Genomic DNA, 22,904 nt, shown 5'->3' with positions numbered 1-22,904 from the left:
CTATCCGCCGTACGAGCGCAGGGCGTCGATCGCCCGGACCGTGACGTCCTCGACCGGTCCGGTCGCGTCGATCCCGACGAGCTTGCCCTGCGCACCGTAGTAGTCGATCAGCGGCGCGGTCTTGCTCGCGTACTCCCGCAGCCGCTCGGCGATGGTCTCGGCCTTGTCGTCGTCCCGCTGGAAGAGTTCCCCGCCGCAGCGGTCACAGATCCCCGGCGTCGTGGTCGGGTCGAACTCGACGTGCCAGATCTTCTGGCAGCCCCGGCAGGTACGCCGGCCGGAGAGCCGCCGGATCACCTCGTCGTCGTCGACCACCAGCTCCAGGACCAGATCCAGGGCGGTGCCCAGGTCGGCCAGGAGCTTGTCCAGCGCGGCGGCCTGCGGGGTGGTCCGAGGAAAACCGTCGAGCAGGAAGCCCTCGGCCGCGTCCGGCTCGGCGAGCCGGTCCCGGACCATGTTGATCGTCACCTCGTCGGGCACCAGCTTGCCGGCGTCCATGTACCGCTTGGCCTCGACGCCGAGCGGGGTCCCCTGGCTGACGTTCGCCCGGAAGATGTCCCCGGTCGAGATCTTGGGCACGGCGAGGTGGGCGGCGATGAACTCGGCCTGGGTCCCCTTGCCCGCCCCGGGGGGACCAACCAGAACGAGGCGCATCTACCGCAGGAACCCTTCGTAGTTCCGCTGCATGAGCTGACTCTCGATCTGCTTCACGGTCTCCAGACCGACACCGACCATGATCAGTACAGCGGTACCGCCGAACGGGAAGTTCTGGAACTGCTGGTTGTCCAGCCAGATGAAGAAGAAGTTCGGCAGGACGGCGACGAGGCCCAGGTAGAGCGAGCCCGGCAGGGTGATCCGGCTCAGGATGAAGTCGAGGTAGTCGGCCGTCGGCTTGCCCGGCCGGATGCCCGGTACGAACCCGCCGTACTTCTTCATGTTGTCCGCGACCTCGGTCGGGTTGAACGTGATCGAGACGTAGAAGTACGTGAAGAAGATGATCAGCAGGAAGTAGACGATGATGTACGTCGGGCTGTCCGGCTGCACCAGGTGGTTCTGCACCCAGGTCTGCCAACCGTTCAGGTTGTTCTGGTCGAAGAACTGGAGCAGCAGCGTCGGCAGGTAGAGCAGCGAGGAGGCGAAGATGACCGGGATGACACCGGCCTGGTTCACCTTCAGCGGGATGTAGGTGGAGGTGCCGCCGTACATCCGCCGGCCGATCATCCGCTTCGCGTACTGGACCGGGATCCGCCGCTGCGCCTGCTCGATGAAGACCACCAGCGTGATGACCACCAGGACCAGGACCAGAACCAGGGCGAACATCCCCCAGCCCTTGTTGTTCTTGATCGTCCAGCCCTCGCTGGGGAGACGCGCCGCGATCGAGGTGAAGATCAGGACGGACATGCCGTTGCCGACGCCGCGGTCGGTGATCAGCTCACCCAGCCACATCACCACACCGGTGCCCGCGGTCATCGTGATGACCAGGACGGTGACGGTCAGCCAGCTCGGCAGGCCGGTCCCCTCGGGGATGATCGGGAACTCCTGGCACATGCCGTTGAAGAGCTGCCCGGACCGGGCCAGCGCCACGAACGCCGAGGCCTGCAGGACGCCGAGGCCGAGGGTCAGGTAGCGGGTGTACTGCGTGATCTTCGCCTGGCCGGACTGACCCTCCTTGCGGAGCTGCTCCAACCGGGGAATGACCACGGTGAGCAGCTGCAGGATGATCGAGGCGGTGATGTAGGGCATGATGCCCAGCGCGAAGACCGACAACGACAGCAGCGCGCCACCGGAGAAGAGGTTGAGCAGGTTGAAGACACCGTTGCCCTCCCCTGTCTCCATGGTCTGGATGCACTTCTGCACGTTGCCGTACGAGACACCCGGGCTGGGCAGGGTCGCGCCGAGCCGGTAGACCGCGATGATGGCTACTGTGAACAGCAGCTTCTTGCGCAGGTCAGGCGTGCGGAACGCACTGAGAAAGGCGGAGAGCAACTTCTTCCTCCTGCGCGAGGCGGGCCGCCGCTGGTGCGTGGCGGGACGGGGTGGCTGTCGGGCGATCGACCCGATACCCATGCTGGGATCGGACTCTAACAGTCCGGAGCGCTCTCGGGCAGATCCACCCGGGAGCATTCACCGGCTCCGATATTAACGGGGCGAACGAGCCCCGTAGTAGACCGGGGCGCCCGCCAGTTGCTCAAGAACTGGGCGAGCGCCACGACCCGTCGTCTTACAGCTCCGTGACCGAGCCGCCAGCAGCGGTGATCTTCTCCTTGGCCGACGCGCTGAACGCGTGCGCCGACAGCTGGAGGGAGACGCCGCCCAGGTCCCCGGTACCGAGAACCTTGACCAGCTGGCCCTTGCGGACGGCGCCGGCCTCGACCAGCTCCGCCGGCCCGACCTCGCCGCCCTGCGGGAAGAGTTCGGCGAGCCGGTCCAGGTTGACCACCTGGTACACGACCTTGAACTTGTTCTTGAAGCCCTTCAGCTTCGGCAGCCGCATGTGGATGGGCATCTGCCCACCCTCGAAGGCTGCCGAGATGTTCTTCCGGGCCTTGGAACCCTTGGTGCCTCGACCGGCGGTCTTGCCCTTGGAGCCCTCACCGCGACCCACCCGGGTCTTCGCGGTCTTGGCGCCGGGCGCCGGACGCAGGTGGTGGACCTTGATCGTCATTAGTCGACCTCCTCGACCTTCACGAGGTGGCTCACGGTGAAGATCATGCCCCGGATCTCGGGGCGGTCCTCCTTGACCACCACGTCGTTGATCCGCTTGAGACCGAGCGACCGCAGCGACTCGCGCTGGTTGTGCTTGGTCCCGATGCCGGACCGGACCTGGGTCACCTTCAGGCGTGCCATCAGGACGTCACCCCCGCCTGGGTCGCGAGCATGGCGGCCGGCGCCACGTCCTCGACCGGCAGACCCCGACGCTTCGCGACCGCCTCCGGCGACTCCAGCCCCTTCAGGGCCGCGACGGTGGCGTGCACGATGTTGATCGGGTTGGACGAGCCGAGGCTCTTGGAGAGCACGTCGTGGATGCCCGCGCACTCCAGGACCGCGCGCACCGGACCACCCGCGATGACACCCGTACCGGCGCTGGCCGGCTTGAGCAGCACCACACCGGCGGCGTCCTCGCCCTGCACCGGGTGCGGGATCGTGGACGCGATGCGGGGCACCTTGAAGAAGTGCTTCTTGGCCTCCTCGACACCCTTGGCGATCGCCGCGGGCACCTCCTTGGCCTTCCCGTAGCCGACCCCGACCGTACCGTCGCCGTCGCCGACGATCACCAGGGCGGTGAAGCTGAAGCGACGACCACCCTTCACGACCTTCGCGACCCGGTTGATGGCGACGACGCGCTCAAGGTGCGGCGTCTTCTCGGCGGGCGCGTTTCCGCGACCGCCCTCACGGCGGTTGTCGCGGCGACCACCCTCGTTGCCACCGGACCCGCCGCCACGGCGCTGTTGACCTGGCATCAGCAGCCTTCCTTTCTCTTCGTGACGGGGTTCTAGAACTCGAGCCCGGCTTCGCGGGCAGCGTCGGCCAGCGCGGCGATCCGCCCCGCGTACTTGTTACCCCCGCGGTCGAAGACGACCTTGGAGATACCGGCGGCCTTGGCCCGCTCGGCGAGCAGCGTCCCGACCTTGCCGGCCAGGGCGCTCTTGTCGCCTTCGCCACCACGGATCGAGGCGTCCAGGGTCGAGGCCGACACCAGGGTGTGACCCTGGTTGTCGTCCACGATCTGGGCCACGATGTGCCGCAGCGAACGGGTGACGACCAGACGCGGCCGCTCGGCGCTGCCGAAGACCGTCTTGCGGACCCGGAAGTGCCGACGCGCCCGCCCGACGGCGCGCTGGGCGGCGACGCCGCGACGGCGCTTGAGCAGCGTGGCGGTCACTTCTTACCTGCCTTTCCAGCCTTGCGGCGGATGACCTCGCCCTGGTACTTGACGCCCTTGCCCTTGTACGGCTCCGGCGGACGGATCTTCCGGATGTTGGCGGCTACCTCGCCGACCTGCTGCTTGTCGATCCCGCTCACGTGGAACAACGTGGGCCGCTCGACGGTGAAGGTGATCCCGTCCGGGGCCTTCACCTGCACCGGGTGCGAGAACCCGAGCGCGAACTCGAGGTCGCTGCCCTTGGCGGTCACCCGGTAACCGGTGCCGGCGATCTCGAGGGTCTTGCGGTAGCCCTCGGTCACACCGACGATCATGTTCGCCACCAGGGTACGGCTGAGGCCGTGCAGCTCCTTGGCCCGCCGCTCGTCGTTCGGCCGGCTGACGTGCAGCTGGCCGTCCTCGCCCCGCTCCGCCTTGATCGGCTCGGCCAGGGTGTGCGACAGCTCGCCCTTCGGCCCCTTGACCTTGACGGTCGCGCCGTCGATGGTCACCTCGACACCGGTCGGCACCGGGATCGACTTACGTCCAATACGCGACATTTCTACCTGTCTCCCGTTACCAGACGAAGGCGAGGACTTCCCCGCCAACGCTCCGCTTGCGGGCCTGCCGGTCGGTCAGCAGCCCCTGGGACGTCGAAATGATCGCCACGCCCAGTCCGCCGAGCACCCGCGGGAGCCCGTCCGACTTGGCGTAAACCCGCAGACCGGGCTTGGACACGCGCTTGATGCCGGCCAGGCTCCGCTCCCGGTTCTGGCCGTACTTCAGCTCGACGACCAGTCGCTTGCCGACGGCACCCTCTTCGGGCTCCTCGACCGACCAGGTGGCGATGTAACCCTCGGCCTTGAGGACCTCGGCGATGTTCGCCTTGATCTTCGAGTAGGGCATCGTCACCCGGTCGTGGTACGCCTGGTTGGCGTTACGCAGACGCGTCAGCATGTCTGCGATCGGGTCGGTCATCGTCATGGATCTCGTCAGCCTTTCTCGCCGGGGTTCCCGGGGCGTTGGCCCGGGCCTACGGCGTTGCGATCCTCGCCCCGACCTTCAGTCGGGACGCGGCTGGGCCCTACCAGGGCGCTCCACCGGAAACGGGTGGGGCGCAGCGTCACCAGGAAGCCTTCGACACACCGGGCAGTTCGCCCCGGTGGGCCATCTCCCGGATGCACACCCGGCAGAGGCCGAACTTGCGGTAGACCGCCTTCGGCCGCCCGCACCGCTGGCAGCGGGTGTACGCGCGAACCGAGAACTTCGGCTTCGCGGCCGCCTTGAGGATCAGCGCCTTCTTCGCCATTCGCTCAGTTCTCCTTGAACGGGAAGCCCAGGAGCTTGAGCAGCGCCCGGCCCTCGTCGTCAGTCGTGGCCGTGGTGACCACCGTGATGTCCATGCCCCGTACCCGATCGATCCGGTCCTGGTCGATCTCGTGGAACACCGACTGCTCGGTCAACCCGAACGTGTAGTTGCCGTGCCCGTCGAGCTTGCGCCCGTCCAGGCCGCGGAAGTCCCGGATCCGGGGCAGCGCGATCGACAGCAGCCGGTCCAGGAACTCCCACATCCGGTCGCCCCGGAGGGTGACCTTGGCGCCGATCGGCATGCCCTCGCGGAGCTTGAACTGCGCGATGGACTTCCGGGCCCGCCGCACCTGCGGCTTCTGCCCGGAGATGGTGGCCAGGTCCCGGACGGCGCCGTCGATCAGCTTCGCGTCCCGGGCGGCCTCGCCGACGCCCATGTTGATGACGATCTTCACCAGGCCGGGCACCTGCATCGGGTTGCCGTAGCTGAACTGCTCACGCAGCTGGCCGGCGATCTCGTTGCGGTACCGCTCCTTCAGCCGCGGCATCGTCTTGGTCTCGGTTGCCGTCATCACAGGTCCTTACCGGTGCTGCGCGCGATGCGGACCTTCTGGCCGTTGTCGTCGATCCGGTACCCGACCCGGGTCGGGTTGCCGTCGGAGTCCAGGACCTGCACGTTCGAGACGTGGATCGGGGCCTCCTGGGTGACGATGCCACCGGTCTTCGCACCGCGTTGGGTGGTGGTCACACGGGTGTGCTTCTTGATCCGGTTAACGCCCTCGACCAGGACCTTGTCCTGCCGCGGGTAGGCCGCGATGACCTTGCCCTTGGCACCCTTGTCCTTGCCGGCGACGACGACGACCGTGTCGCCCTTCTTCACCTTCACGGCTACAACACCTCCGGGGCGAGCGAGATGATCTTCATGAACCGCTTGTCCCGCAGCTCCCGGCCGACCGGGCCGAAGATACGGGTACCACGCGGGTCGCCACCGTCCTTGATGATCACGGCGGCGTTCTCGTCGAACCGGATGTACGAGCCGTCCGGCCGCCGCTTCTCCTTCGCGGTACGAACGACGACCGCCTTGACGACGTCGCCCTTCTTCACACCCGCGCCGGGGATGGCGTCCTTGACCGTGGCCACGATGACGTCGCCGATGCTCGCGTACCGCCGACCGGAGCCACCGAGCACCCGGATGCACAGGATCTCCCGGGCACCCGTGTTGTCGGCGACACGCAGTCGCGACTCCTGCTGAATCACGTCAATCTCCTATGTCTGCCAGTTCTCAGCCGGCGGCCTCCCCGACCACGCCTTCCGGTCACGGAAGGGAGGGCCGGCTGAGCTTGGCGGAACCCTGAGCCTGCGGTACGGCTCTTACTTGGCCTTCTCGAGGATCTCCACGACCCGCCACCGCTTGGTGGCGGACAGCGGACGGGTCTCCATGAGCAGCACCCGGTCGCCCACGCCACACGCGTTCTGCTCGTCGTGCGCCTTCAGCTTGCTGGTGCGGCGCATGACCTTGCCGTACAGCGCGTGCTTGACCCGGTCCTCGACCTCGACGACCACGGTCTTGTCCATCTTGTCGCTGACCACGAGCCCCTCGCGAACCTTGCGCTGGGCCCGCGGCGTCGCGGTGGTGGTCTCTTCACTCATGATGCAGTCACCTCAGTCGGCGCGGCCGAAAGCCCCAGTTCGCGCTCACGCATGATCGTGTAGATCCGGGCGATCTCCCGACGGATGACCTGCAACCGGCGGTTGTTGTCCAGTTGCCCGGTCGCCGCCTGGACGCGCAGGTTGAACAGCTCCGCCTTGGCCTCCCGCAACCTGCTGACCAGCTCCTCTTCGGAGAGTTCACGCAGCTCGCCGGCCTTCACGCCCGCGGCCATCAGCTTTCACCCACTTCGCGCGTAACAATGCGGCACTTCATCGGGAGCTTGTGGATCGCGCGACGCATCGCCTCTCGCGCAATCTGCTCGTTGGGGAAGGACATCTCGAAAAGCACCCGCCCCGGCTTCACGTTGGCGACCCACCACTCGGGCGAGCCCTTACCGGAACCCATCCGGGTTTCGGCCGGCTTCTTGGTCAGGGCCTGGTCCGGGAAGACCGTGATCCAGACCTTGCCACCACGCTTGATGTGTCGGGTCATCGCGATACGGGCCGACTCGATCTGCCGGTTGGTCACGTACGCGGGCTCCAGCGCCTGGATTCCGAACTCGCCGAACACCACCCGGTTGCCGCCCTTCGACGCGCCACTGCGGCCGGGGTGGTGCGGCTTGCGGAAGCCCTTCGGGGGCTTACGCGGCATCAGCATCTGTCAGCCCTCCTGCGCTGAGCTGTCCGTTCCGGCGGAGACCGCCGGAGTCGCCGCGGCGGTGGCCGCCGCAGCGCTGTCGTTCGCCGGCTCGGCCGGAGTTCCGGAGATCTCCGCCGCCGCGGCCCGCCCGGCCTCGGTCCCGCCCGCGGTCGTACCGGACGAGCCGGACCGACCACGACGCGGACGCTCGGGACGGTCGCCCCGCTCACGGCGCGGACGCGCCGGGCCCGCCTCGGCCGGAGCCTCGCGACCGGGTACGGCGTCGCCCTTGTAGATCCAGACCTTCACGCCGATCCGGCCGAAGGTGGTCCGGGCCTCGAAGAAGCCGTACTCGATGTTGGCCCGCAGCGTGTGCAGCGGCACCCGACCCTCGCGGTAGAACTCGGTGCGGCTCATCTCCGCGCCGCCGAGACGGCCGGAGACCTGCACCCGGATGCCCCGCACGATCGGGTTCTTCATCGCCGACTGCATGGCCTTGCGCATCGCCCGCCGGAAGCTGACCCGGCTGGAGAGCTGCTCGGCCACGCCCTGCGCGACGAGCTGCGCGTCCGACTCCGGGCTCTTCACCTCGAGGATGTTGAGCTGGACCTGCTTGCCGGTGAGCTTCTCCAGCTCGCCCCGGATCCGGTCCGCCTCGGCACCCTTACGGCCGATGACGATGCCCGGACGGGCGGTGTGGATGTCGACCCGTACCCGGTCCCGGGTCCGCTCGATGTCAACCTTGGAAATGCCCGCGCGCTCCAGGCCCTTGGACATCATCCGACGGATCTTGACGTCCTCGGCGATGTAGTCCTTGTAGAGCTTGTCCGCGTACCACCGGGACTTCCAGTCGGTCGAGATGCCGAGCCGGAACCCGTGCGGGTGAACCTTCTGCCCCATTACTCGGCACCCTCCGTCTTGCTCTGCTGCGTCTCGGCGGCCCCGGTCTCGGCCGCGGGAGCGGTCGACTTGGCCGGAGCGGCCTTCTTCGCGGCCCGCCGGGCCGGCGTCGCCGGCGCCACGGCCTCGACCACGATCGTGATGTGGCAGGTCCGCTTGCGGATCCGGTACGCCCGGCCCTGGGCCCGCGGCTGGAACCGCTTCATCGTCGGGCCCTCGTCCACGAACGCCTCGCTGACGAGCAGCGCGTCGGGGTCCAGCCGCTCGTTGTTCTCCGCGTTGGCGATCGCGCTCGCGAGCACCTTGTAGACCTGCTCGCTCGCCGCCTGCGGCGCGAACTGCAGCACCGTGAGCGCCTCCTTCGCGGGCAGACCGCGGACGAGGTTGACCACCCGGCGCGCCTTGGTCGGCGAGATGCGCACGTGTCGCGCAACCGCCCGCGCGCCCGGAAGCACCGGAGCGTCGCCCTTTACTGGCATCGCTGAAACCCCTTGATCCTTAATCCGTGGTCGGCGCTCAGCGCCGGCGGCTCTTCCGGTCGTCCTTCTCGTGACCCTTGAACGTGCGGGTCAGCGCAAACTCGCCGAGCTTGTGCCCGACCATCGCCTCGGTCACGAACACCGGGACGTGCTTGCGCCCGTCGTGCACGGCGATCGTGTGCCCGAGCATCTCGGGAATGATCGTCGAACGGCGCGACCAGGTCTTGATGACGTTCTTCGAGCCCTTCTCGTTCTGCGTCTCCACCTTCTTGAGCAGGTGGTCGTCGATGAACGGGCCCTTCTTCAGGCTGCGAGGCATGTCTACCTATCTCCCTTAGCCGCGCTTGCGGGTGGCGTAGCGGCGGCGGACGATGAGGCGGTCGCTCGCCTTGCCCTTCTGACGGGTACGGCCCTCGGGCTTACCCTGCGGGTTCACCGGGTGGCGACCACCGGAGGTCTTACCCTCACCACCACCGTGCGGGTGGTCGACCGGGTTCATCGCCACACCACGGACGGTCGGGCGCTTGCCCTTCCACCGCATCCGGCCGGCCTTGCCCCAGTTGATGTTGGACTGGTCGGCGTTGCCGATCTCACCGATCGTCGCCCGGCAGCGCACGTCGACCCGCCGGATCTCGCCGGAGGGCATCCGCAGGGTGGCGTACGCCCCCTCGCGGCCCAGCAGCTGGATGCCGACGCCGGCCGAACGGGCCAGCTTGGCGCCGCCGCCCGGGCGCAGCTCCACCGCGTGGATGGTGGAACCGACCGGGATGTTGCGCAGCGGCAGGTTGTTGCCGGGCTTGATGTCGGCACCCGGGCCGGACTCGACCGGGTCGCCCTGCTTCAGGTCCTTCGGCGCGATGATGTAGCGCTTCTCGCCGTCGGCGTAGTGCAGCAGTGCGATCCGCGCGGTGCGGTTCGGGTCGTACTCGATGTGCGCGACCTTCGCCGGCACGCCGTCCTTGTCGACCCGCTTGAAGTCGATCAGACGGTACTGGCGCTTGTGCCCACCGCCGTGGTGCCGCGTGGTGATCCGGCCGTGGGCGTTACGCCCGCCCTTCTTCGGCAGCGGAGCCAGCAGCGACTTCTCCGGGGTCGACCGGGTGATCTCAGCGAAGTCGGCGACGCTGGAGCCACGCCGGCCCGGCGTCGTCGGCTTGTACTTACGGATAGCCATTGTCTATACCCCTCAGCTGACCGGGCCGCCGAAGGCCTCGATGCGGTCACCGTCGGCCAGCTTCACCATCGCCCGCTTGGTGTCCTTGCGCTTTCCGTACCCGGTCCGGGTCCGCTTGCGCTTGCCCTCGCGGTTGAGGGTGTTGACCGTGATGACCCGGACATTGAAGATCTGCTGGATCGCGATCTTGATCGAGGTCTTGTTCGCGTCCGGGTGCACCAGGAAGGTGTACCAGTTCTTGTTGAGCTCGCTGTAGCTCTTCTCCGAGACGACCGGCGCGATGATGATGTCCCGCGGGTCGGCGATCGTGGTCACTTGTCGCTCTCCTCACCCTGCGCCCCACCGCGGCGACCCAGGAACTCGTCCAGGGCGTCCCGGGTGAAGACCACGTCGTCGGCGACCAGCACGTCGTACGTGTTGAGCTGGCCGGCCTCCAGCAGATGCACACTCGGCTCGTTGCGCAGCGACAGCCAGTTCAGCTCGTCGGTGCTGCTGAGCACCACCAGCACCCGCTTGGCCTGGCTGGCCTTGCGCAGCACGGCGATGGCGCCCTTCGTCGACGGCTTGTCGCCGGTCACGAAGCTCTCCACCACGTGCAGCTGGCCGTTGCGGGCCCGGTCCGAGAGGGCGCCACGCAGCGCGGCCGCCTTCATCTTCTTGGGGGTCCGCTGGCTGTAGTCCCGCGGGACCGGCCCGTGCACCACGCCACCGCCGGCGAACTGCGGCGCGCGGATCGAACCCTGCCGGGCCCGACCGGTGCCCTTCTGCTTGTAAGGCTTCTTGCCGCCACCGGCGACCTCGCCCCGGGTCTTGACCTTGTGCGTGCCCTGCCGCGCGGCGGCGAGCTGCGCGACCACGACCTGGTGCATCAGCGCGATGTTGGCCTGTACGTCGAAGACCTCGGCGGGCAGCTCGACCGAGCCGCTCGTGGTGCCCTCGGCGGTCAGTACGTCAACCGTGCTCACTTCGCCGCACCGCCCTTCTTCGCGGCGGCCTTGGCCGCCGAGCGGACCAGCACCAGCGCGCCCTTGGGACCGGGGATGGCACCGCGAACCAGCAGCAGGTTGTTCTCCGGGTCGACCGCCTGGATGGTGAGGTTCTGCGTGGTGAACCGCACGCCACCCATCCGACCGGCCATCCGGACGCCCTTGAAGACGCGACCCGGGGTGGCGCAGGCGCCGATGGAGCCCGGCGAGCGGTGCTTGCGCTCGACACCGTGACCCGCGCCCAGACCGTGGAAGCCGTGCCGCTTCATGACACCGGCGAAGCCCTTGCCCCTGGTCCGGCCGGTGACGTCGATCGTCGCGCCCGGGGTGAACGTCTCGACGTTCACCTCCTGGCCCAGCTCGTACTCGGCGGCGTCGGTGGTGCGCAGCTCGACGATGTGCCGGCGCGGCGCCACGTTGGCCTTGGCGTAGTGGCCGGTGACCGGCTTCTTGACCTTGCGCGGGTTGATCGCGCCGTACGCCAGCTGGACCGCGGAGTAGCCGTCCTTGTCAGCGGTGCGGATCTGGGTCACGACACACGGCCCCGCCTGCACCACCGTCACCGGGACAACACGGTTGTTGTCCCAGACCTGGGTCATGCCGAGCTTGGCGCCCAGGATGCCCTTCACTTGCCTGTCCATTAGTCCGGTCCCTACAGCTTGATCTCGATGTCGACGCCAGCCGGCAGGTCGAGGCGCATGAGCGAGTCGACCGTCTTGGGGGTCGGGTCGATGATGTCGATCAGACGCTTGTGCGTGCGCATCTCGAAGTGCTCGCGCGAGTCCTTGTACTTGTGCGGCGAACGGATCACGCAGAAACGGTTGATCTCCGTGGGCAGCGGCACCGGTCCCGCGACCTGAGCCCCGGTACGCGTCACCGTCTCAACGATCTTGCGCGCCGAGGAGTCGACCACCTCGTGGTCGTACGCCTTGAGCCGGATGCGGATCTTCTGTCCCGCCATGGTGGCCTCTGTTCCTTCTCTCGCCTTGTCCGTCCCGCCCGGTTGCTACCACGGAGCTCACCCCCGGGAGCGGGATGTTCCATGCCGGGCTCGGGCGCTGCCCAACTCCCGTGCTTTCCGACCCCCGCGGTCGGGCGTGTCGCGCCCTGGGGCCAGGCTCCGCCCCGGAAAACCGGAGCGGTCCCCGCCCGTGCGGGAAGTGCGGGGGCGCCGGGAGTGGATCGCCACGCCCCGGACACCCAGCGAGGGTGGCTGACTATCGGGCAGCCAGCCACCCCGCCGGTACGCAACCTGACCAGTATGCCGTACTACCGCACGGCAACGCTAATCGGGGTTACTGTTTACTTGATGATCTTGGTGACGAACCCGGCGCCGACCGTACGGCCACCCTCGCGGATCGCGAACTTGAGGTTCTCCTCCATCGCGATCGGCTGGATCAGCTTCACGGTCATCGTGGTGTTGTCACCCGGCATGACCATCTCGGTGCCCTCGGGCAGCGTGACGACGCCGGTAACGTCCGTGGTCCGGAAGTAGAACTGCGGACGGTAGTTCTGGAAGAACGGGGTGTGCCGGCCACCTTCCTCCTTGGAGAGGATGTAGACGGTCGCCTCGAACTCCGTGTGCGGGGTGGTGGTGCCAGGCTTGACAACCACCATGCCGCGCTCGACGTCCTCGCGCTTGATACCCCGCAGCAGCAGACCGACGTTCTCACCCGCACGGGCCTCGTCGAGCAGCTTGCGGAACATCTCGATACCGGTGCAGACCGTCTTCTGCGACTTCTCGCGGATACCGACGATCTCCACCTCCTCGTTCGGCTTGAGCACGCCACGCTCGGCGCGGCCGGTGACCACGGTGCCACGACCGGTGATCGTGAAGACGTCCTCGATGGGCATGAGGAACGGCTTGTCGGTCTCCCGCTCCGGCTGAGGAATCGCGGTGTCGACCGCGTTCATCAGGTCCAGGAGCTTCGCGGTCCACTCCGGGTCGCCCTCGAGCGCCTTCAGCGCGGAGACCCGCACGACCGGCAGGTCGTCACCCGGGTACTCCTGCGACGAGAGCAGCTCACGGACCTCGAGCTCAACGAGCTCGAGGAGCTCCTCGTCGTCGACCATGTCGCTCTTGTTCAGCGCGACCACGATGTACGGCACGCCGACCTGGCGGGCCAGCAGCACGTGCTCGCGGGTCTGCGGCATCGGGCCGTCGGTCGCCGCCACCACCAGGATCGCGCCGTCCATCTGCGCGGCACCGGTGATCATGTTCTTGATGTAGTCGGCGTGACCGGGGCAGTCCACGTGCGCGTAGTGCCGCGCCGCGGTCTGGTACTCGACGTGCGCGATCGAGATCGTGATACCCCGGGCCTTCTCCTCCGGCGCCTTGTCGATCTCGTCGAACGGCGTGTACGGGTTCAGGTCCGGGAACTCGTCGTGCAGGACCTTGGTAATGGCCGCCGTCAGCGTCGTCTTACCGTGGTCGATGTGACCAATGGTGCCGATGTTGACGTGCGGCTTAGTCCGCTCGAACTTCGCCTTCGCCACTGGTGTCCTCCTGTGGACTTCTTGGTTCGTACGCCCGGCGCGCCATCCGGCGCTTAGGACTCTGTCGACAGCCTTTCCGACCGAGGAGTTCCCGGACGGGAAGTAGGTGGGTCTTGCGGCGGTGAAACCTTCAGGCCCGGTCTCGCAGCCCGGCCCGTGAACGCCGCGGGCGAGATTACTCGTCCGCGGCCCTCGCGGTATCACCGGCCCGGCGTCAGCCGAGTGGAATCACTCGCCCGTCGCCTTCGCGATGATCTCCTTCGCCACGTTCGCGGGAACCTCGGCGTAGGAGTCGAACTGCATGCTGTAGCTAGCCCGGCCCTGGGTCTTCGACCGCAGGTCGCCGACATAGCCGAACATCTCCGACAGCGGCACCAGGGCGCGGACGACGCGGGCTCCGCCGCGCTCCTCCATCGCCTGAATGATGCCCCGGCGGGAGTTGAGGTCGCCGATCACGTCACCCATGTTCTCCTCAGGAGTGGTGACCTCGACGGACATCATCGGTTCGAGCAGTGCGGGATCGGCCTTGCGGGCCGCGTCCTTGAGCACCATCGAACCGGCGATCTTGAACGCCATCTCGGACGAGTCGACCTCGTGGGCCTGCCCGTCGAGCAGCGTCAGCTTCAGGCCGACCAGCGGGTAGCCGGCGAGTACGCCGTACTGCATCGCGTCCTGGGCACCGGCGTCGACCGAGGGGATGAACTCCCTCGGCACCCGGCCACCGGTCACCGCGTTGGCGAACTCGTAGGTCGGCGAGTCGTTGGTCAGCGGCAGCGGCTCGACGCTGACGATGACCCGCGCGTACTGGCCGGAACCACCGGTCTGCTTCTTGTGGGTGTACTCGACCTTGTCCACCTTGCGGCGGATGGTCTCGCGGTACGCCACCTGCGGCTTGCCGATGTTCGCCTCGACGTTGAACTCGCGGCGCATCCGGTCCACCAGGATGTCCAGGTGCAGCTCGCCCATGCCGGCGATGACCGTCTGACCGGTCTCCTCGTCGAGGCTGACCCGGAACGTCGGGTCCTCCTCGGCGAGCCGCTGGATCGCGGTGCCGAGCTTCTCCTGGTCCGACTTGGTCTTCGGCTCGATCGCCACCTGGATGACCGGCTCGGGGAAGGTCATCGACTCCAGGATGACCGCGTTGGCCGGGTCGCAGAGCGTGTCGCCGGTGGTGGTCTGCTTCAGACCCTGCACCGCGATGATGTCGCCAGCCTGGGCCGAGCTGCGCTCTTCCCGCTTGTTGGCGTGCATCTGGTAGATCTTGCCGATCCGCTCCTTGCGGTCCTTGGTGGAGTTGATCACCTGCGAACCGGACTCGACCTTGCCGGAGTAGACCCGCACGTAGGTCAGCTTGCCCAGGTGCTTGTCAGTCTGGATCTTGAAGGCCAGGGCGGCGAACGGCTCGCTCGGGTCCGGCTTGCGCTGCAGCGGGGTCTCGCCGTCGGTCGCGGTGCCCTCGATCGCCGGGATGTCCAGCGGCGACGGCAGGTACTCGACCACCGCGTCGAGCATCGGCTGGATGCCCTTGTTCTTGAACGCCGAGCCGCAGAGCACCGGGTTGGCCTTGCCGGCGATGGTGGCCCGGCGGATGGCGGCCCGGATCTCCTCGACGGAGAGCTCGCCACCGTCCAGCGACTCGAGGTACTTCTCGGTGAACTCGTCGTCGACGCTGGACAGCGTGTCGAGCAGCGTCTCGCGCCACTCGGTGGCCTGGTCGACGAGGTCGGCCGGGACGTCCTCGATCGCGTAGTCCTCGCCCTTCTGGGTCTCGCCACGCCAGGTCAGCGCGCGCATCCCGATCAGGTCGACGACCCCGATGTGATCACCCTCCAGGCCGATCGGGATCTGCAGCACCAGCGGAGTGGCGTTGAGCCGGTCGACCATCATCTGCACGCAGCGGAAGAAGTCCGCGCCGGTCCGGTCCAGCTTGTTGACGAAGCACATCCGCGGGACGTTGTACTTGTCGGCCTGGCGCCAGACGTTCTCGGTCTGCGGCTCGACACCGGCGACCCCGTCGTACACGGCCACCGCACCGTCGAGGACCCGCAGCGACCGCTCGACCTCGACCGTGAAGTCGACGTGGCCGGGCGTGTCGATGATCTGGATCGTGTGGCCCTTCCACTCACACTTGGTGGCGGCGGAGGTGATGGTGATCCCCCGCTCCTGCTCCTGCTCCATCCAGTCCATGACGGCGGCGCCCTCGTGGACCTCACCGATCTTGTACGTGATACCGGTGTAGAACAGGATCCGCTCGGTGGTCGTGGTCTTACCAGCATCGATGTGCGCCATGATGCCGATGTTGCGTACCTTGGCGAGCGCGTCTGCGGCGGCCACTTCAATCCCTACTTATCGTCGTCTCGTCGGCGTATTCGCGACCGGCCCCGAGTCCCGGCGCGGCGGACCGCGCCGGGACCCGATCGGTCGTTACCAGCGGTAGTGCGCGAAGGCCTTGTTGGACTCGGCCATCTTGTGGGTGTCCTCGCGCCGCTTGACGGCGGCACCAAGACCGTTGCTCGCGTCGAGCAGCTCGTTCATCAGGCGCTCGACCATGGTCTTCTCCCGACGGGCCCGGGAGTAGGTGACCAGCCAACGCAGCCCGAGCGTGGTGGCCCGGGGCGGGCGCACCTCGACCGGCACCTGGTAGGTCGCGCCACCGACACGGCGGCTGCGGACCTCGAGGGTCGGCTTCACGTTGTCCATCGCGCGCTTGAGGATGACCACCGGGTCGGTGCCGGCCTTCTCGCGGCAGCCCTCGAGGGCCTCGTACACGATGCGCTCGGCGAGCTGACGCTTGCCGCGCAGCAGGATCTTGTTCACCAGCTGGGTCACCAGCGGCGAGTTGTACACCGGGTCCGCGACGAGCGGCCGACGCGGAGCAGGGCCCTTACGCGGCATGTCAGCTCTTCTCCTTCTTCGCGCCGTAACGGCTACGCGCCTGCTTGCGGTTGCGGACACCCTGGGTGTCCAGCGAGCCGCGGACGATCTTGTAGCGCACGCCGGGGAGGTCCTTCACCCGGCCACCGCGGACCAGCACGAGGGAGTGCTCCTGCAGGTTGTGCCCCACGCCCGGGATGTAGGCGGTCACCTCGATCTGGCTGCTGAGCTTCACACGAGCGACCTTGCGCAGCGCGGAGTTTGGCTTCTTCGGGGTGGTGGTGTACACGCGCGTGCACACACCGCGCCGCTGAGGGCTCCCCTTCAGCGCGGGCGTCTTGGTCTTGCTCGTCTTGGCTTGGCGGCCCTTGCGGACCAACTGCTGGATCGTGGGCACCGGGTTTCTCCGCTCCCTTCGGCCGCCTGTCTGCGACCGCGCGTGTCATAGCCGCCCTAGCGAGTGGCTCTCCTACATTCCAACCAGGGCCGTCCTGCGACGGTCCCGGTACCCGCGGTCGGGCGTGTCGCCCGCTCGCGGTTTCCGACGCCGTTCACCGGCTCCGGATTCCAGCCCGTCGGCACGCTGGCGCGTCCCGACCTGTTCGACTTTGTCGTGCTGCCGCTCGATGACCGCATGACGGCTCGGGCGCACGCACGAGTTGCCCGGGCATGCCCGGGCACGAGAGGAAAGAGTACCTACCCCGGATGGGCACGTCAAAACGGGCACCCCGAAGTTGTTGACAAGGAGGTTGTTGACAACCCCGTTGCTGACAGCTCCGGGTCGGGGTCCGGCTCGTCGTGTCACCCGCAGCGGGCACTACCAGACACCAGTGTACCGGCTGCCTCCGCCGGCCTGCTCGGCGGGCCGCCAACCAGCCCCGACCCACGCTTCCGGGACGGCGGCCCGGCCGTCGCGCCGACGTCGGCCCGGTCGGCCCGCACCGGCCGCGTGACCGTCCGGCCACGCTCAGGCCTGGAACAGCAACGCCATCGCGAAGGCCAGCAGGGTCAGCCCGAGGCCCACGGCGCCACAGCTGATCCCGGCGACGGCCACCCCCCGGCCACGGAACCGGACGGTCGACGACCCGCCGGCCGGCGGCGGCCCGGCTGCCCACGGCGTCCCCGGGCCGCCCCGACCGGTCTGCCGCCGACCGAACTCCCCGAGCAGCACGCCAGCGAGGCCGAGCAGCACGGCCAGCACCGCGAACGCGCCGGCCGCCCACCCACCCCAGTCGGTGTCGATCCCGGCCAGCCCGAGACAGCCCACCACCCCCGCCACGAGAATCGAAGCGATGCCGGTGACCAACGCCGCGACCGCCGGCCCCGAGGTGATCGGGGGCACGTCCAGCTGGACGATGCCGAACGGCGTACCCGGAACCGGGTCGACCCGGCGGGGCGGCCGCCAGGAATCCCGGGGCGGCGCCGGCACCGGCCGGGGTCGCGCGCCGCCGGGCCCCACCGGCCCCATCGGCGGTCCGGCCTGCCCCGGGTACGCCGGAACGGGGTACGCCCCCACCCCCGGCGGTCTCCCGGACGGGTACGGCACCACGGCGGAACCCGGCACCCCGGACTGGTACGGCCCCGCCGGCGTGAACCCCCCGGGCCACGGCGGCGCGCCCGGCGGTACCGCCGGCAGCGGACCGGAATGCACGGCCGGAGCAGGCGGTCGCGGGGAGGCCGGCGGCGGAGCGGGGTCCACGGCTGGCGCGGACGAGCCCGGCGCGGTCGGCCGGGCCCACTCGCTGACCGGCTCCGCCGGCTGGCCCGCGTGCTCGCCCGGCAAGGTGTAGGAGGGCTCGTGGTAGCGGGGTTCGTAGCCGGAGGGCGTGCCTCGCGACGTCTCCGCTGCGCGGTCCGCAGCCGGTGGCTGCTCCTCCTGCGTCACGCCCATCCCCCCTGACCACCGGACCGGCTCGGAGCGTACCGCCCGGCACCGGCCGCTTGCCGGCCGGACATCTCCGCGTCGTGCCCAGCGCCAGGCTACCGTCGGAGCGCCAGTCACCGACCGCTGGTGAGCCGTCCGGATCCCCACCCGGCCCGGGCAGGCAGCGCCGACCAGTCCCGGGTGTACGCCGGTCAGTCGATCCCAGGCGCGAAGTCCTGCCCGGTCGGGGTCTCGGCGAGGTGCAGCACGCCGACCACGGACAGGGCGACCAGCGTGCTCAGCGCCAACACGAGCCCCGCCCAGGCCAGCCGCTCGCCCCGGCGCAGCCAGACCGCCCCGGTAAGGTAGCCGCCCGAGGCGTACGCCTCCCGGCGTGCCTCGCGGGCCAGCAGCATCGCGATCGTGGCCGGTACGAGCCCCCCGACGAACAACCCGGTCAGCAGCGCGACCAGGCCGAGGGCGAAGACCGCACGCGACTTGGTCGACCGCACCGGATCGGGGTCGAGCGGATGGCGCAGCGCGGGGCCGGCGTCCGCGACCGGCATCGTCTCCACCCGACCAGCCTACAAACCCGACCGCCCGTCAGACGCACGGTGCCCCCCACGTCGTCTGTCGACGACGTGGGGGGCACTGGATCCTGCGTCTTTAGCGGTACGACCCGAAGTCGAAGTCGTCCAGCGGCACCGCCTGGCCGCTGGCCGGCCCGAATCCGTAGTCCGTCTCCGGGTAGCCGGTCATCGAGTAGACCTTGGCCTTCGCCTCCTCGGTCGGCTCCACCCGGATGTTGCGGTACTTGCTGATGCCGGTACCGGCCGGGATGAGCTTACCGATGATCACGTTCTCCTTGAGGCCGATCAGCGAGTCGCTGCGCGCGTTGATCGCCGCGTCGGTCAGCACCCGGGTGGTCTCCTGGAAGGAGGCCGCCGAGAGCCAGGAGTCGGTGGCCAGCGAGGCCTTGGTGATACCCATCAGCACCGGACGACCGGCCGCGGGCTCGCCGCCCTCGGACACCAGCCGGCGGTTCTCCGACTCGAAGACCGCCCGGTCGACCAGCACACCCGGCAGGAACTCGGTGGACCCGGAGTCGATCACCGTGACCCGCTTGAGCATCTGCCGAATGATGATCTCGATGTGCTTGTCGTGGATGAGCACACCCTGCGACCGGTAGACCTCCTGGACCTCCTGGGTCAGGTGGACCTGGACCGCCCGGGGACCGAGGATCCGCAGCAGCTCGTGCGGGTCGATCGTGCCCTCGGTGAGCTTCTCGCCGACCTCGACGTGGTCACCGTCGTGGGCCCGGAGCTTGACCCGCTTCGAGATCTTGTCGTACACGATCTCGTCGCTGCCGTCGTCCGGCACCACGATGATCTTCCGGGACCGCTCGCCGTCCTCGATCCGGATCCGGCCGGGGGTGTCGGCGATCGGCGCCTTGCCCTTCGGCACCCGGGCCTCGAAGATCTCCTGCACACGCGGCAGACCCTGGGTGATGTCCTCACCCGCGACACCACCGGTGTGGAAGGTACGCATCGTCAGCTGGGTACCCGGCTCACCGATCGACTGGGCGGCGATGATGCCGACCGCCTCGCCGATGTCGACCGACTTGCCCGTCGGCAGGGACCGGCCGTAGCAGGCCGCGCAGACTCCGAGCTTCGACTCGCAGGTCAGCACGCTGCGTACCCGGACCGTGTCCACACCGGCCGCGACGATCCGGTCGACCAGGATCGAGTTGAGGTCCGCGCCCCGCTCGGCGACCAGGTTGCCGTCGGCGCCCTTGACGTCGTCGGCCAGGGTACGGGCGTGCACCCCGGTCTCGGCGTGCGTGTGCACCACCAGCTTGCCGTCGCCACCCGGCTCGCCCACCTGCATGGTGATCGCCCGGTCGGTGCCGCAGTCCTCCTCGCGGATGATGACGTCCTGCGACACGTCCACCAGACGACGGGTCAGGTAACCCGAGTCGGCGGTCCGCAGCGCGGTGTCCGCGAGACCCTTCCGGGCGCCGTGCGTGGAGATGAAGTACTCCAGTACGGACAGACCCTCCCGGTAGCTGGCCTTGATCGGCCGGGGGATGATCTCACCCTTCGGGTTGGCCACCAGACCACGGATCGCGGCGATCTGACGGAGCTGGAGCAGGTTACCGCGGGCACCCGAGTTGATCATCTTCCACAGCGGGTTCTCCTGCGGCAGCGCCGTCTCCATCTCCTTGGCGACCTCGTTGGTCGCCTTGGTCCAGATCTCGATCAGCTCGAGGCGGCGCTCCTCCACGGTCATCAGACCGCGCTGGTACTGCTTGTCGATCCGCTCGGCTTCCTTCTCGTACCGCTCCAGGATCTCCCGCTTACGCGGCGGCGCGATGACGTCCTCCATGCCGATCGTCACGCCGGACCAGGTGGCCCAGTGGAAACCGGCCTCCTTGAGCCCGTCGAGCGTCGCGGCCAGCGCCACCTTCGGGAACCGCTCGGCGAGATCGTTGACGATCGCGGAGAGCTGACCCTTGCGGATCTCGTAGTTCACGAAGCGGTAGCCCTGCGGCAGGGTCTCGTTGAACAGCACCCGCCCCAGCGTGGTCTCCACGGTCAGCGGCTCACCCGCGACCCAGCCCTCCGGCGCGGTCCAGCGCGACGCGGCCGGGCCGTTGTCGACCTCGACGACACCCCGCAGCCGGATCTTCACCGGGGTCTGCAGGTGCAGCTCGCCGTTGTCGAAGGCCATCCGGGCCTCGGCGTCCGAGCTGAACACCCGGCCCTCGCCCACCTCACCCGGGGTCAGGTGGGTCAGGTGGTAGAGGCCGATGACCATGTCCTGGGTGGGCATGGTGACCGGCTTGCCGTCGGCCGGCTTGAGGATGTTGTTCGACGACAGCATCAGGATCCGCGCCTCGGCCTGGGCCTCGGCGGACAGCGGCACGTGCACCGCCATCTGGTCACCGTCGAAGTCCGCGTTGAACGCGGTGCAGACGAGCGGGTGGATCTGGATCGCCTTGCCCTCGACCAGCTGCGGCTCGAAGGCCTGGATGCCCAGCCGGTGCAGGGTCGGCGCCCGGTTCAGCAGAACCGGGTGCTCGCCGATGACCTCTTCCAGCACGTCCCAGACGACCGGCCGCTGCCGCTCGACCATCCGCTTCGCGGACTTGATGTTCTGCGCGTGGTTGAGGTCGACCAGCCGCTTCATCACGAACGGCTTGAACAGCTCCAGCGCCATCTGCTTCGGCAGGCCGCACTGGTGCAGCTTGAGCTGCGGACCCACCACGATGACCGAACGACCGGAGTAGTCGACCCGCTTGCCGAGCAGGTTCTGCCGGAACCGGCCCTGCTTGCCCTTGAGCATGTCGGAGAGCGACTTCAGCGGACGGTTACCGGGACCGGTGACCGGCCGGCCGCGACGGCCGTTGTCGAACAGCGCGTCGACGGCCTCCTGCAGCATCCGCTTCTCGTTGTTGACGATGATCTCGGGCGCGCCCAGGTCGATCAGCCGCTTGAGCCGGTTGTTCCGGTTGATCACGCGACGGTAGAGGTCGTTCAGGTCCGAGGTCGCGAACCGGCCACCGTCCAGCTGCACCATCGGGCGCAGGTCCGGCGGGATCACCGGTACGCAGTCCAGCACCATGCCGAGCGGCGAGTTGCGGGTGTTGAGGAACGCCGCGACCACCTTGAGCCGCTTGAGCGCCCGGATCTTCCGCTGCCCCTTGCCGGAGCGGATGATCTCGCGGAGGTTCTCCGCCTCGGCGTCCAGGTCCATGTTCTGGACCAGCGCCTTGATCGCCTCGGCGCCCATGCCGCCGGTGAAGTACTCGCCGAACCGGTCCCGCAGCTCGCGGTAGAGCAGCTCGTCGGTGACCAGCTGCTTCGGCTCCAGCTTGCGGAAGGTGTCGAGCACCTCGTCCAGACGGTCGATCTCGCGCTGGGCCCGGTCGCGGATCTGGCGCATCTCGCGCTCTCCGCCCTCCTTGACCTTGCGCCGGACGTCCGCCTTGGCACCCTCGGCCTCCAGCTCGGCCAGGTCGGCCTCGAGCTTGGCGGCCCGCTTCTCGATCTCGGAGTCGCGGCTGTTCTCCGCCTGACGCTTCTCGGCGAGGATCTCGTTCTCGATCGTCGAGAGGTCACGGTGCCGCGCCTCGGTGTCCACGCTGGTCACCACGTACGACGCGAAGTAGATGATCTTCTCGAGATCCTTCGGCGCCAGGTCCAGCAGGTAGCCCAGCCGGCTCGGCACACCCTTGAAGTACCAGATGTGCGTCACCGAGGCGGCCAGCTCGATGTGCCCCATCCGCTCACGCCGTACCTTGGAGCGGGTCACCTCGACCCCGCAGCGCTCGCAGATGATGCCCTTGAACCGGACCCGCTTGTACTTACCGCAGTAGCACTCCCAGTCCCGCTGCGGACCGAAGATCTTCTCGCAGAAGAGCCCGTCCTTTTCCGGCTTCAGGGTGCGGTAGTTGATCGTCTCAGGCTTCTTGACCTCGCCGTGCGACCACTGACGGATGTCGTCGGCGGTGGCCAGGCCAATCCGCAACTCGTCGAAGAAGTTGACGTCGAGCACGTTATATGTCCCTCGTGTCGTGTCGTTTTGCCGCTGCTAGCTCACCGGGCTGGGGTTGGGGGGGGGGGGGGGCCCGGGCGGGCAACAACCTCCCCCCCCCCCCCGGGGCCCCCC

General features: G+C 68.4%; 30 protein-coding genes. All 30 read right to left on the bottom strand.

Annotation, left to right across the window (positions count from 1 at the left end):
• The 30 genes from V1633_RS18025 to V1633_RS17880 all read right to left on the bottom strand — a co-directional run bounded on the left by V1633_RS18025 (position 1) and on the right by V1633_RS17880 (position 22,790).
• Positions 1 to 654, bottom strand: coding sequence for an adenylate kinase (locus V1633_RS18025; protein WP_331215504.1), 654 nt, complete (start codon positions 652 to 654; stop codon positions 1 to 3).
• Positions 655 to 1,986 carry a preprotein translocase subunit SecY gene (gene secY, locus V1633_RS18020; RefSeq protein WP_331215586.1) on the bottom strand — a complete coding sequence of 444 codons (1,332 nt, stop codon included), beginning with the start codon at positions 1,984 to 1,986 and terminating at the stop codon, positions 655 to 657.
• A 235-nt stretch (positions 1,987 to 2,221) separates the two neighbouring features.
• Positions 2,222 to 2,665 (bottom strand): 50S ribosomal protein L15, encoded by a 444-nt coding sequence (gene rplO, locus V1633_RS18015; RefSeq protein ID WP_331215503.1) that lies wholly within the window; start codon positions 2,663 to 2,665, stop codon positions 2,222 to 2,224.
• On the bottom strand, positions 2,665 to 2,847 hold the full coding sequence (gene rpmD / locus V1633_RS18010) for a 50S ribosomal protein L30 (protein WP_331215502.1): 183 nt from the start codon (positions 2,845 to 2,847) through the stop codon (positions 2,665 to 2,667). The genes rplO and rpmD overlap by 1 nt, the downstream gene beginning before the upstream one ends.
• On the bottom strand, positions 2,847 to 3,461 hold the full coding sequence (gene rpsE / locus V1633_RS18005; protein ID WP_331215501.1) for a 30S ribosomal protein S5: 615 nt from the start codon (positions 3,459 to 3,461) through the stop codon (positions 2,847 to 2,849). The genes rpmD and rpsE overlap by 1 nt, the downstream gene beginning before the upstream one ends.
• 32 nt (positions 3,462 to 3,493) lie before the next feature.
• Positions 3,494 to 3,883, bottom strand: coding sequence for a 50S ribosomal protein L18 (rplR, locus tag V1633_RS18000; protein ID WP_407952048.1), 390 nt, complete (start codon positions 3,881 to 3,883; stop codon positions 3,494 to 3,496).
• Positions 3,880 to 4,422: a 50S ribosomal protein L6 gene (rplF, locus tag V1633_RS17995; protein ID WP_331215500.1), complete on the bottom strand. Its 543-nt coding sequence runs from the start codon at positions 4,420 to 4,422 to the stop codon at positions 3,880 to 3,882. The genes rplR and rplF overlap by 4 nt, the downstream gene beginning before the upstream one ends.
• A gap of 16 nt (positions 4,423 to 4,438) precedes the next feature.
• The gene (gene rpsH, locus V1633_RS17990) at positions 4,439 to 4,846 is read right to left on the bottom strand and encodes a 30S ribosomal protein S8 (protein ID WP_013288624.1); all 408 of its coding nucleotides are present in this window, start codon (positions 4,844 to 4,846) and stop codon (positions 4,439 to 4,441) included.
• Positions 4,847 to 4,985: 139 nt separating this feature from the next.
• Entirely contained in the window at positions 4,986 to 5,171 is a 186-nt protein-coding gene (locus V1633_RS17985) for a type Z 30S ribosomal protein S14 (protein WP_007073023.1), read from the bottom strand.
• A gap of 4 nt (positions 5,172 to 5,175) precedes the next feature.
• On the bottom strand, positions 5,176 to 5,745 hold the full coding sequence (gene rplE, locus V1633_RS17980) for a 50S ribosomal protein L5 (protein ID WP_407952047.1): 570 nt from the start codon (positions 5,743 to 5,745) through the stop codon (positions 5,176 to 5,178).
• On the bottom strand, positions 5,742 to 6,056 hold the full coding sequence (gene rplX / locus V1633_RS17975; protein WP_331215498.1) for a 50S ribosomal protein L24: 315 nt from the start codon (positions 6,054 to 6,056) through the stop codon (positions 5,742 to 5,744). Before rplX ends, rplE begins: the two co-directional genes overlap by 4 nt.
• Before the next feature lie 2 nt (positions 6,057 to 6,058).
• Positions 6,059 to 6,427 (bottom strand): 50S ribosomal protein L14, encoded by a 369-nt coding sequence (rplN, locus tag V1633_RS17970; RefSeq protein ID WP_007073026.1) that lies wholly within the window; start codon positions 6,425 to 6,427, stop codon positions 6,059 to 6,061.
• 114 nt (positions 6,428 to 6,541) lie between these two features.
• Entirely contained in the window at positions 6,542 to 6,820 is a 279-nt protein-coding gene (gene rpsQ / locus V1633_RS17965; protein ID WP_331215497.1) for a 30S ribosomal protein S17, read from the bottom strand.
• Positions 6,817 to 7,053 carry a 50S ribosomal protein L29 gene (rpmC, locus tag V1633_RS17960; protein ID WP_331215496.1) on the bottom strand — a complete coding sequence of 79 codons (237 nt, stop codon included), beginning with the start codon at positions 7,051 to 7,053 and terminating at the stop codon, positions 6,817 to 6,819. The genes rpsQ and rpmC overlap by 4 nt, the downstream gene beginning before the upstream one ends.
• Positions 7,053 to 7,478, bottom strand: coding sequence for a 50S ribosomal protein L16 (gene rplP / locus V1633_RS17955; RefSeq protein ID WP_331215495.1), 426 nt, complete (start codon positions 7,476 to 7,478; stop codon positions 7,053 to 7,055). Before rplP ends, rpmC begins: the two co-directional genes overlap by 1 nt.
• Positions 7,479 to 7,481: 3 nt before the next feature.
• The gene (gene rpsC, locus V1633_RS17950; RefSeq protein ID WP_331215494.1) at positions 7,482 to 8,360 is read right to left on the bottom strand and encodes a 30S ribosomal protein S3; all 879 of its coding nucleotides are present in this window, start codon (positions 8,358 to 8,360) and stop codon (positions 7,482 to 7,484) included.
• Entirely contained in the window at positions 8,360 to 8,839 is a 480-nt protein-coding gene (gene rplV / locus V1633_RS17945) for a 50S ribosomal protein L22 (RefSeq protein ID WP_331215493.1), read from the bottom strand. Before rplV ends, rpsC begins: the two co-directional genes overlap by 1 nt.
• A gap of 37 nt (positions 8,840 to 8,876) precedes the next feature.
• Positions 8,877 to 9,158 (bottom strand): 30S ribosomal protein S19, encoded by a 282-nt coding sequence (rpsS, locus tag V1633_RS17940; protein WP_013735950.1) that lies wholly within the window; start codon positions 9,156 to 9,158, stop codon positions 8,877 to 8,879.
• A gap of 15 nt (positions 9,159 to 9,173) precedes the next feature.
• On the bottom strand, positions 9,174 to 10,013 hold the full coding sequence (rplB, locus tag V1633_RS17935; protein WP_331215492.1) for a 50S ribosomal protein L2: 840 nt from the start codon (positions 10,011 to 10,013) through the stop codon (positions 9,174 to 9,176).
• Between the two features lie 12 nt (positions 10,014 to 10,025).
• On the bottom strand, positions 10,026 to 10,328 hold the full coding sequence (gene rplW / locus V1633_RS17930) for a 50S ribosomal protein L23 (protein WP_331215491.1): 303 nt from the start codon (positions 10,326 to 10,328) through the stop codon (positions 10,026 to 10,028).
• Positions 10,325 to 10,978, bottom strand: a complete 654-nt coding sequence (rplD, locus tag V1633_RS17925; protein WP_331215490.1) for a 50S ribosomal protein L4 — start codon at positions 10,976 to 10,978, stop codon at positions 10,325 to 10,327. The genes rplW and rplD overlap by 4 nt, the downstream gene beginning before the upstream one ends.
• Positions 10,975 to 11,640 carry a 50S ribosomal protein L3 gene (gene rplC / locus V1633_RS17920; protein ID WP_331215489.1) on the bottom strand — a complete coding sequence of 222 codons (666 nt, stop codon included), beginning with the start codon at positions 11,638 to 11,640 and terminating at the stop codon, positions 10,975 to 10,977. The genes rplD and rplC overlap by 4 nt, the downstream gene beginning before the upstream one ends.
• Before the next feature lie 11 nt (positions 11,641 to 11,651).
• Positions 11,652 to 11,960, bottom strand: coding sequence for a 30S ribosomal protein S10 (gene rpsJ / locus V1633_RS17915; RefSeq protein WP_007073037.1), 309 nt, complete (start codon positions 11,958 to 11,960; stop codon positions 11,652 to 11,654).
• A gap of 341 nt (positions 11,961 to 12,301) precedes the next feature.
• Positions 12,302 to 13,495, bottom strand: coding sequence for an elongation factor Tu (tuf, locus tag V1633_RS17910; RefSeq protein WP_331215488.1), 1,194 nt, complete (start codon positions 13,493 to 13,495; stop codon positions 12,302 to 12,304).
• A gap of 228 nt (positions 13,496 to 13,723) precedes the next feature.
• Positions 13,724 to 15,829, bottom strand: a complete 2,106-nt coding sequence (gene fusA / locus V1633_RS17905; protein WP_331215487.1) for an elongation factor G — start codon at positions 15,827 to 15,829, stop codon at positions 13,724 to 13,726.
• Between the two features lie 90 nt (positions 15,830 to 15,919).
• Positions 15,920 to 16,390 (bottom strand): 30S ribosomal protein S7, encoded by a 471-nt coding sequence (rpsG, locus tag V1633_RS17900; protein ID WP_331215486.1) that lies wholly within the window; start codon positions 16,388 to 16,390, stop codon positions 15,920 to 15,922.
• 1 nt (position 16,391) lies between these two features.
• Positions 16,392 to 16,766 carry a 30S ribosomal protein S12 gene (gene rpsL / locus V1633_RS17895; RefSeq protein ID WP_101368150.1) on the bottom strand — a complete coding sequence of 125 codons (375 nt, stop codon included), beginning with the start codon at positions 16,764 to 16,766 and terminating at the stop codon, positions 16,392 to 16,394.
• Between the two features lie 570 nt (positions 16,767 to 17,336).
• Positions 17,337 to 17,933 (bottom strand): hypothetical protein, encoded by a 597-nt coding sequence (locus tag V1633_RS17890; RefSeq protein WP_331215485.1) that lies wholly within the window; start codon positions 17,931 to 17,933, stop codon positions 17,337 to 17,339.
• 512 nt (positions 17,934 to 18,445) lie between these two features.
• Positions 18,446 to 18,799, bottom strand: coding sequence for a hypothetical protein (locus V1633_RS17885; protein ID WP_331215584.1), 354 nt, complete (start codon positions 18,797 to 18,799; stop codon positions 18,446 to 18,448).
• Positions 18,800 to 18,899: 100 nt separating this feature from the next.
• Positions 18,900 to 22,790, bottom strand: coding sequence for a DNA-directed RNA polymerase subunit beta' (locus V1633_RS17880; protein ID WP_331215484.1), 3,891 nt, complete (start codon positions 22,788 to 22,790; stop codon positions 18,900 to 18,902).
• Between the last annotated feature and the right edge of the window lie 114 nt (positions 22,791 to 22,904).

Source organism: Plantactinospora sonchi, from assembly GCF_036422035.1.
Lineage (GTDB): Bacteria > Actinomycetota > Actinomycetes > Mycobacteriales > Micromonosporaceae > Plantactinospora > Plantactinospora sonchi.
Note: the sequence above shows the minus strand (reverse complement) of the source record. Positions and strands in the feature narration are given on the sequence as shown.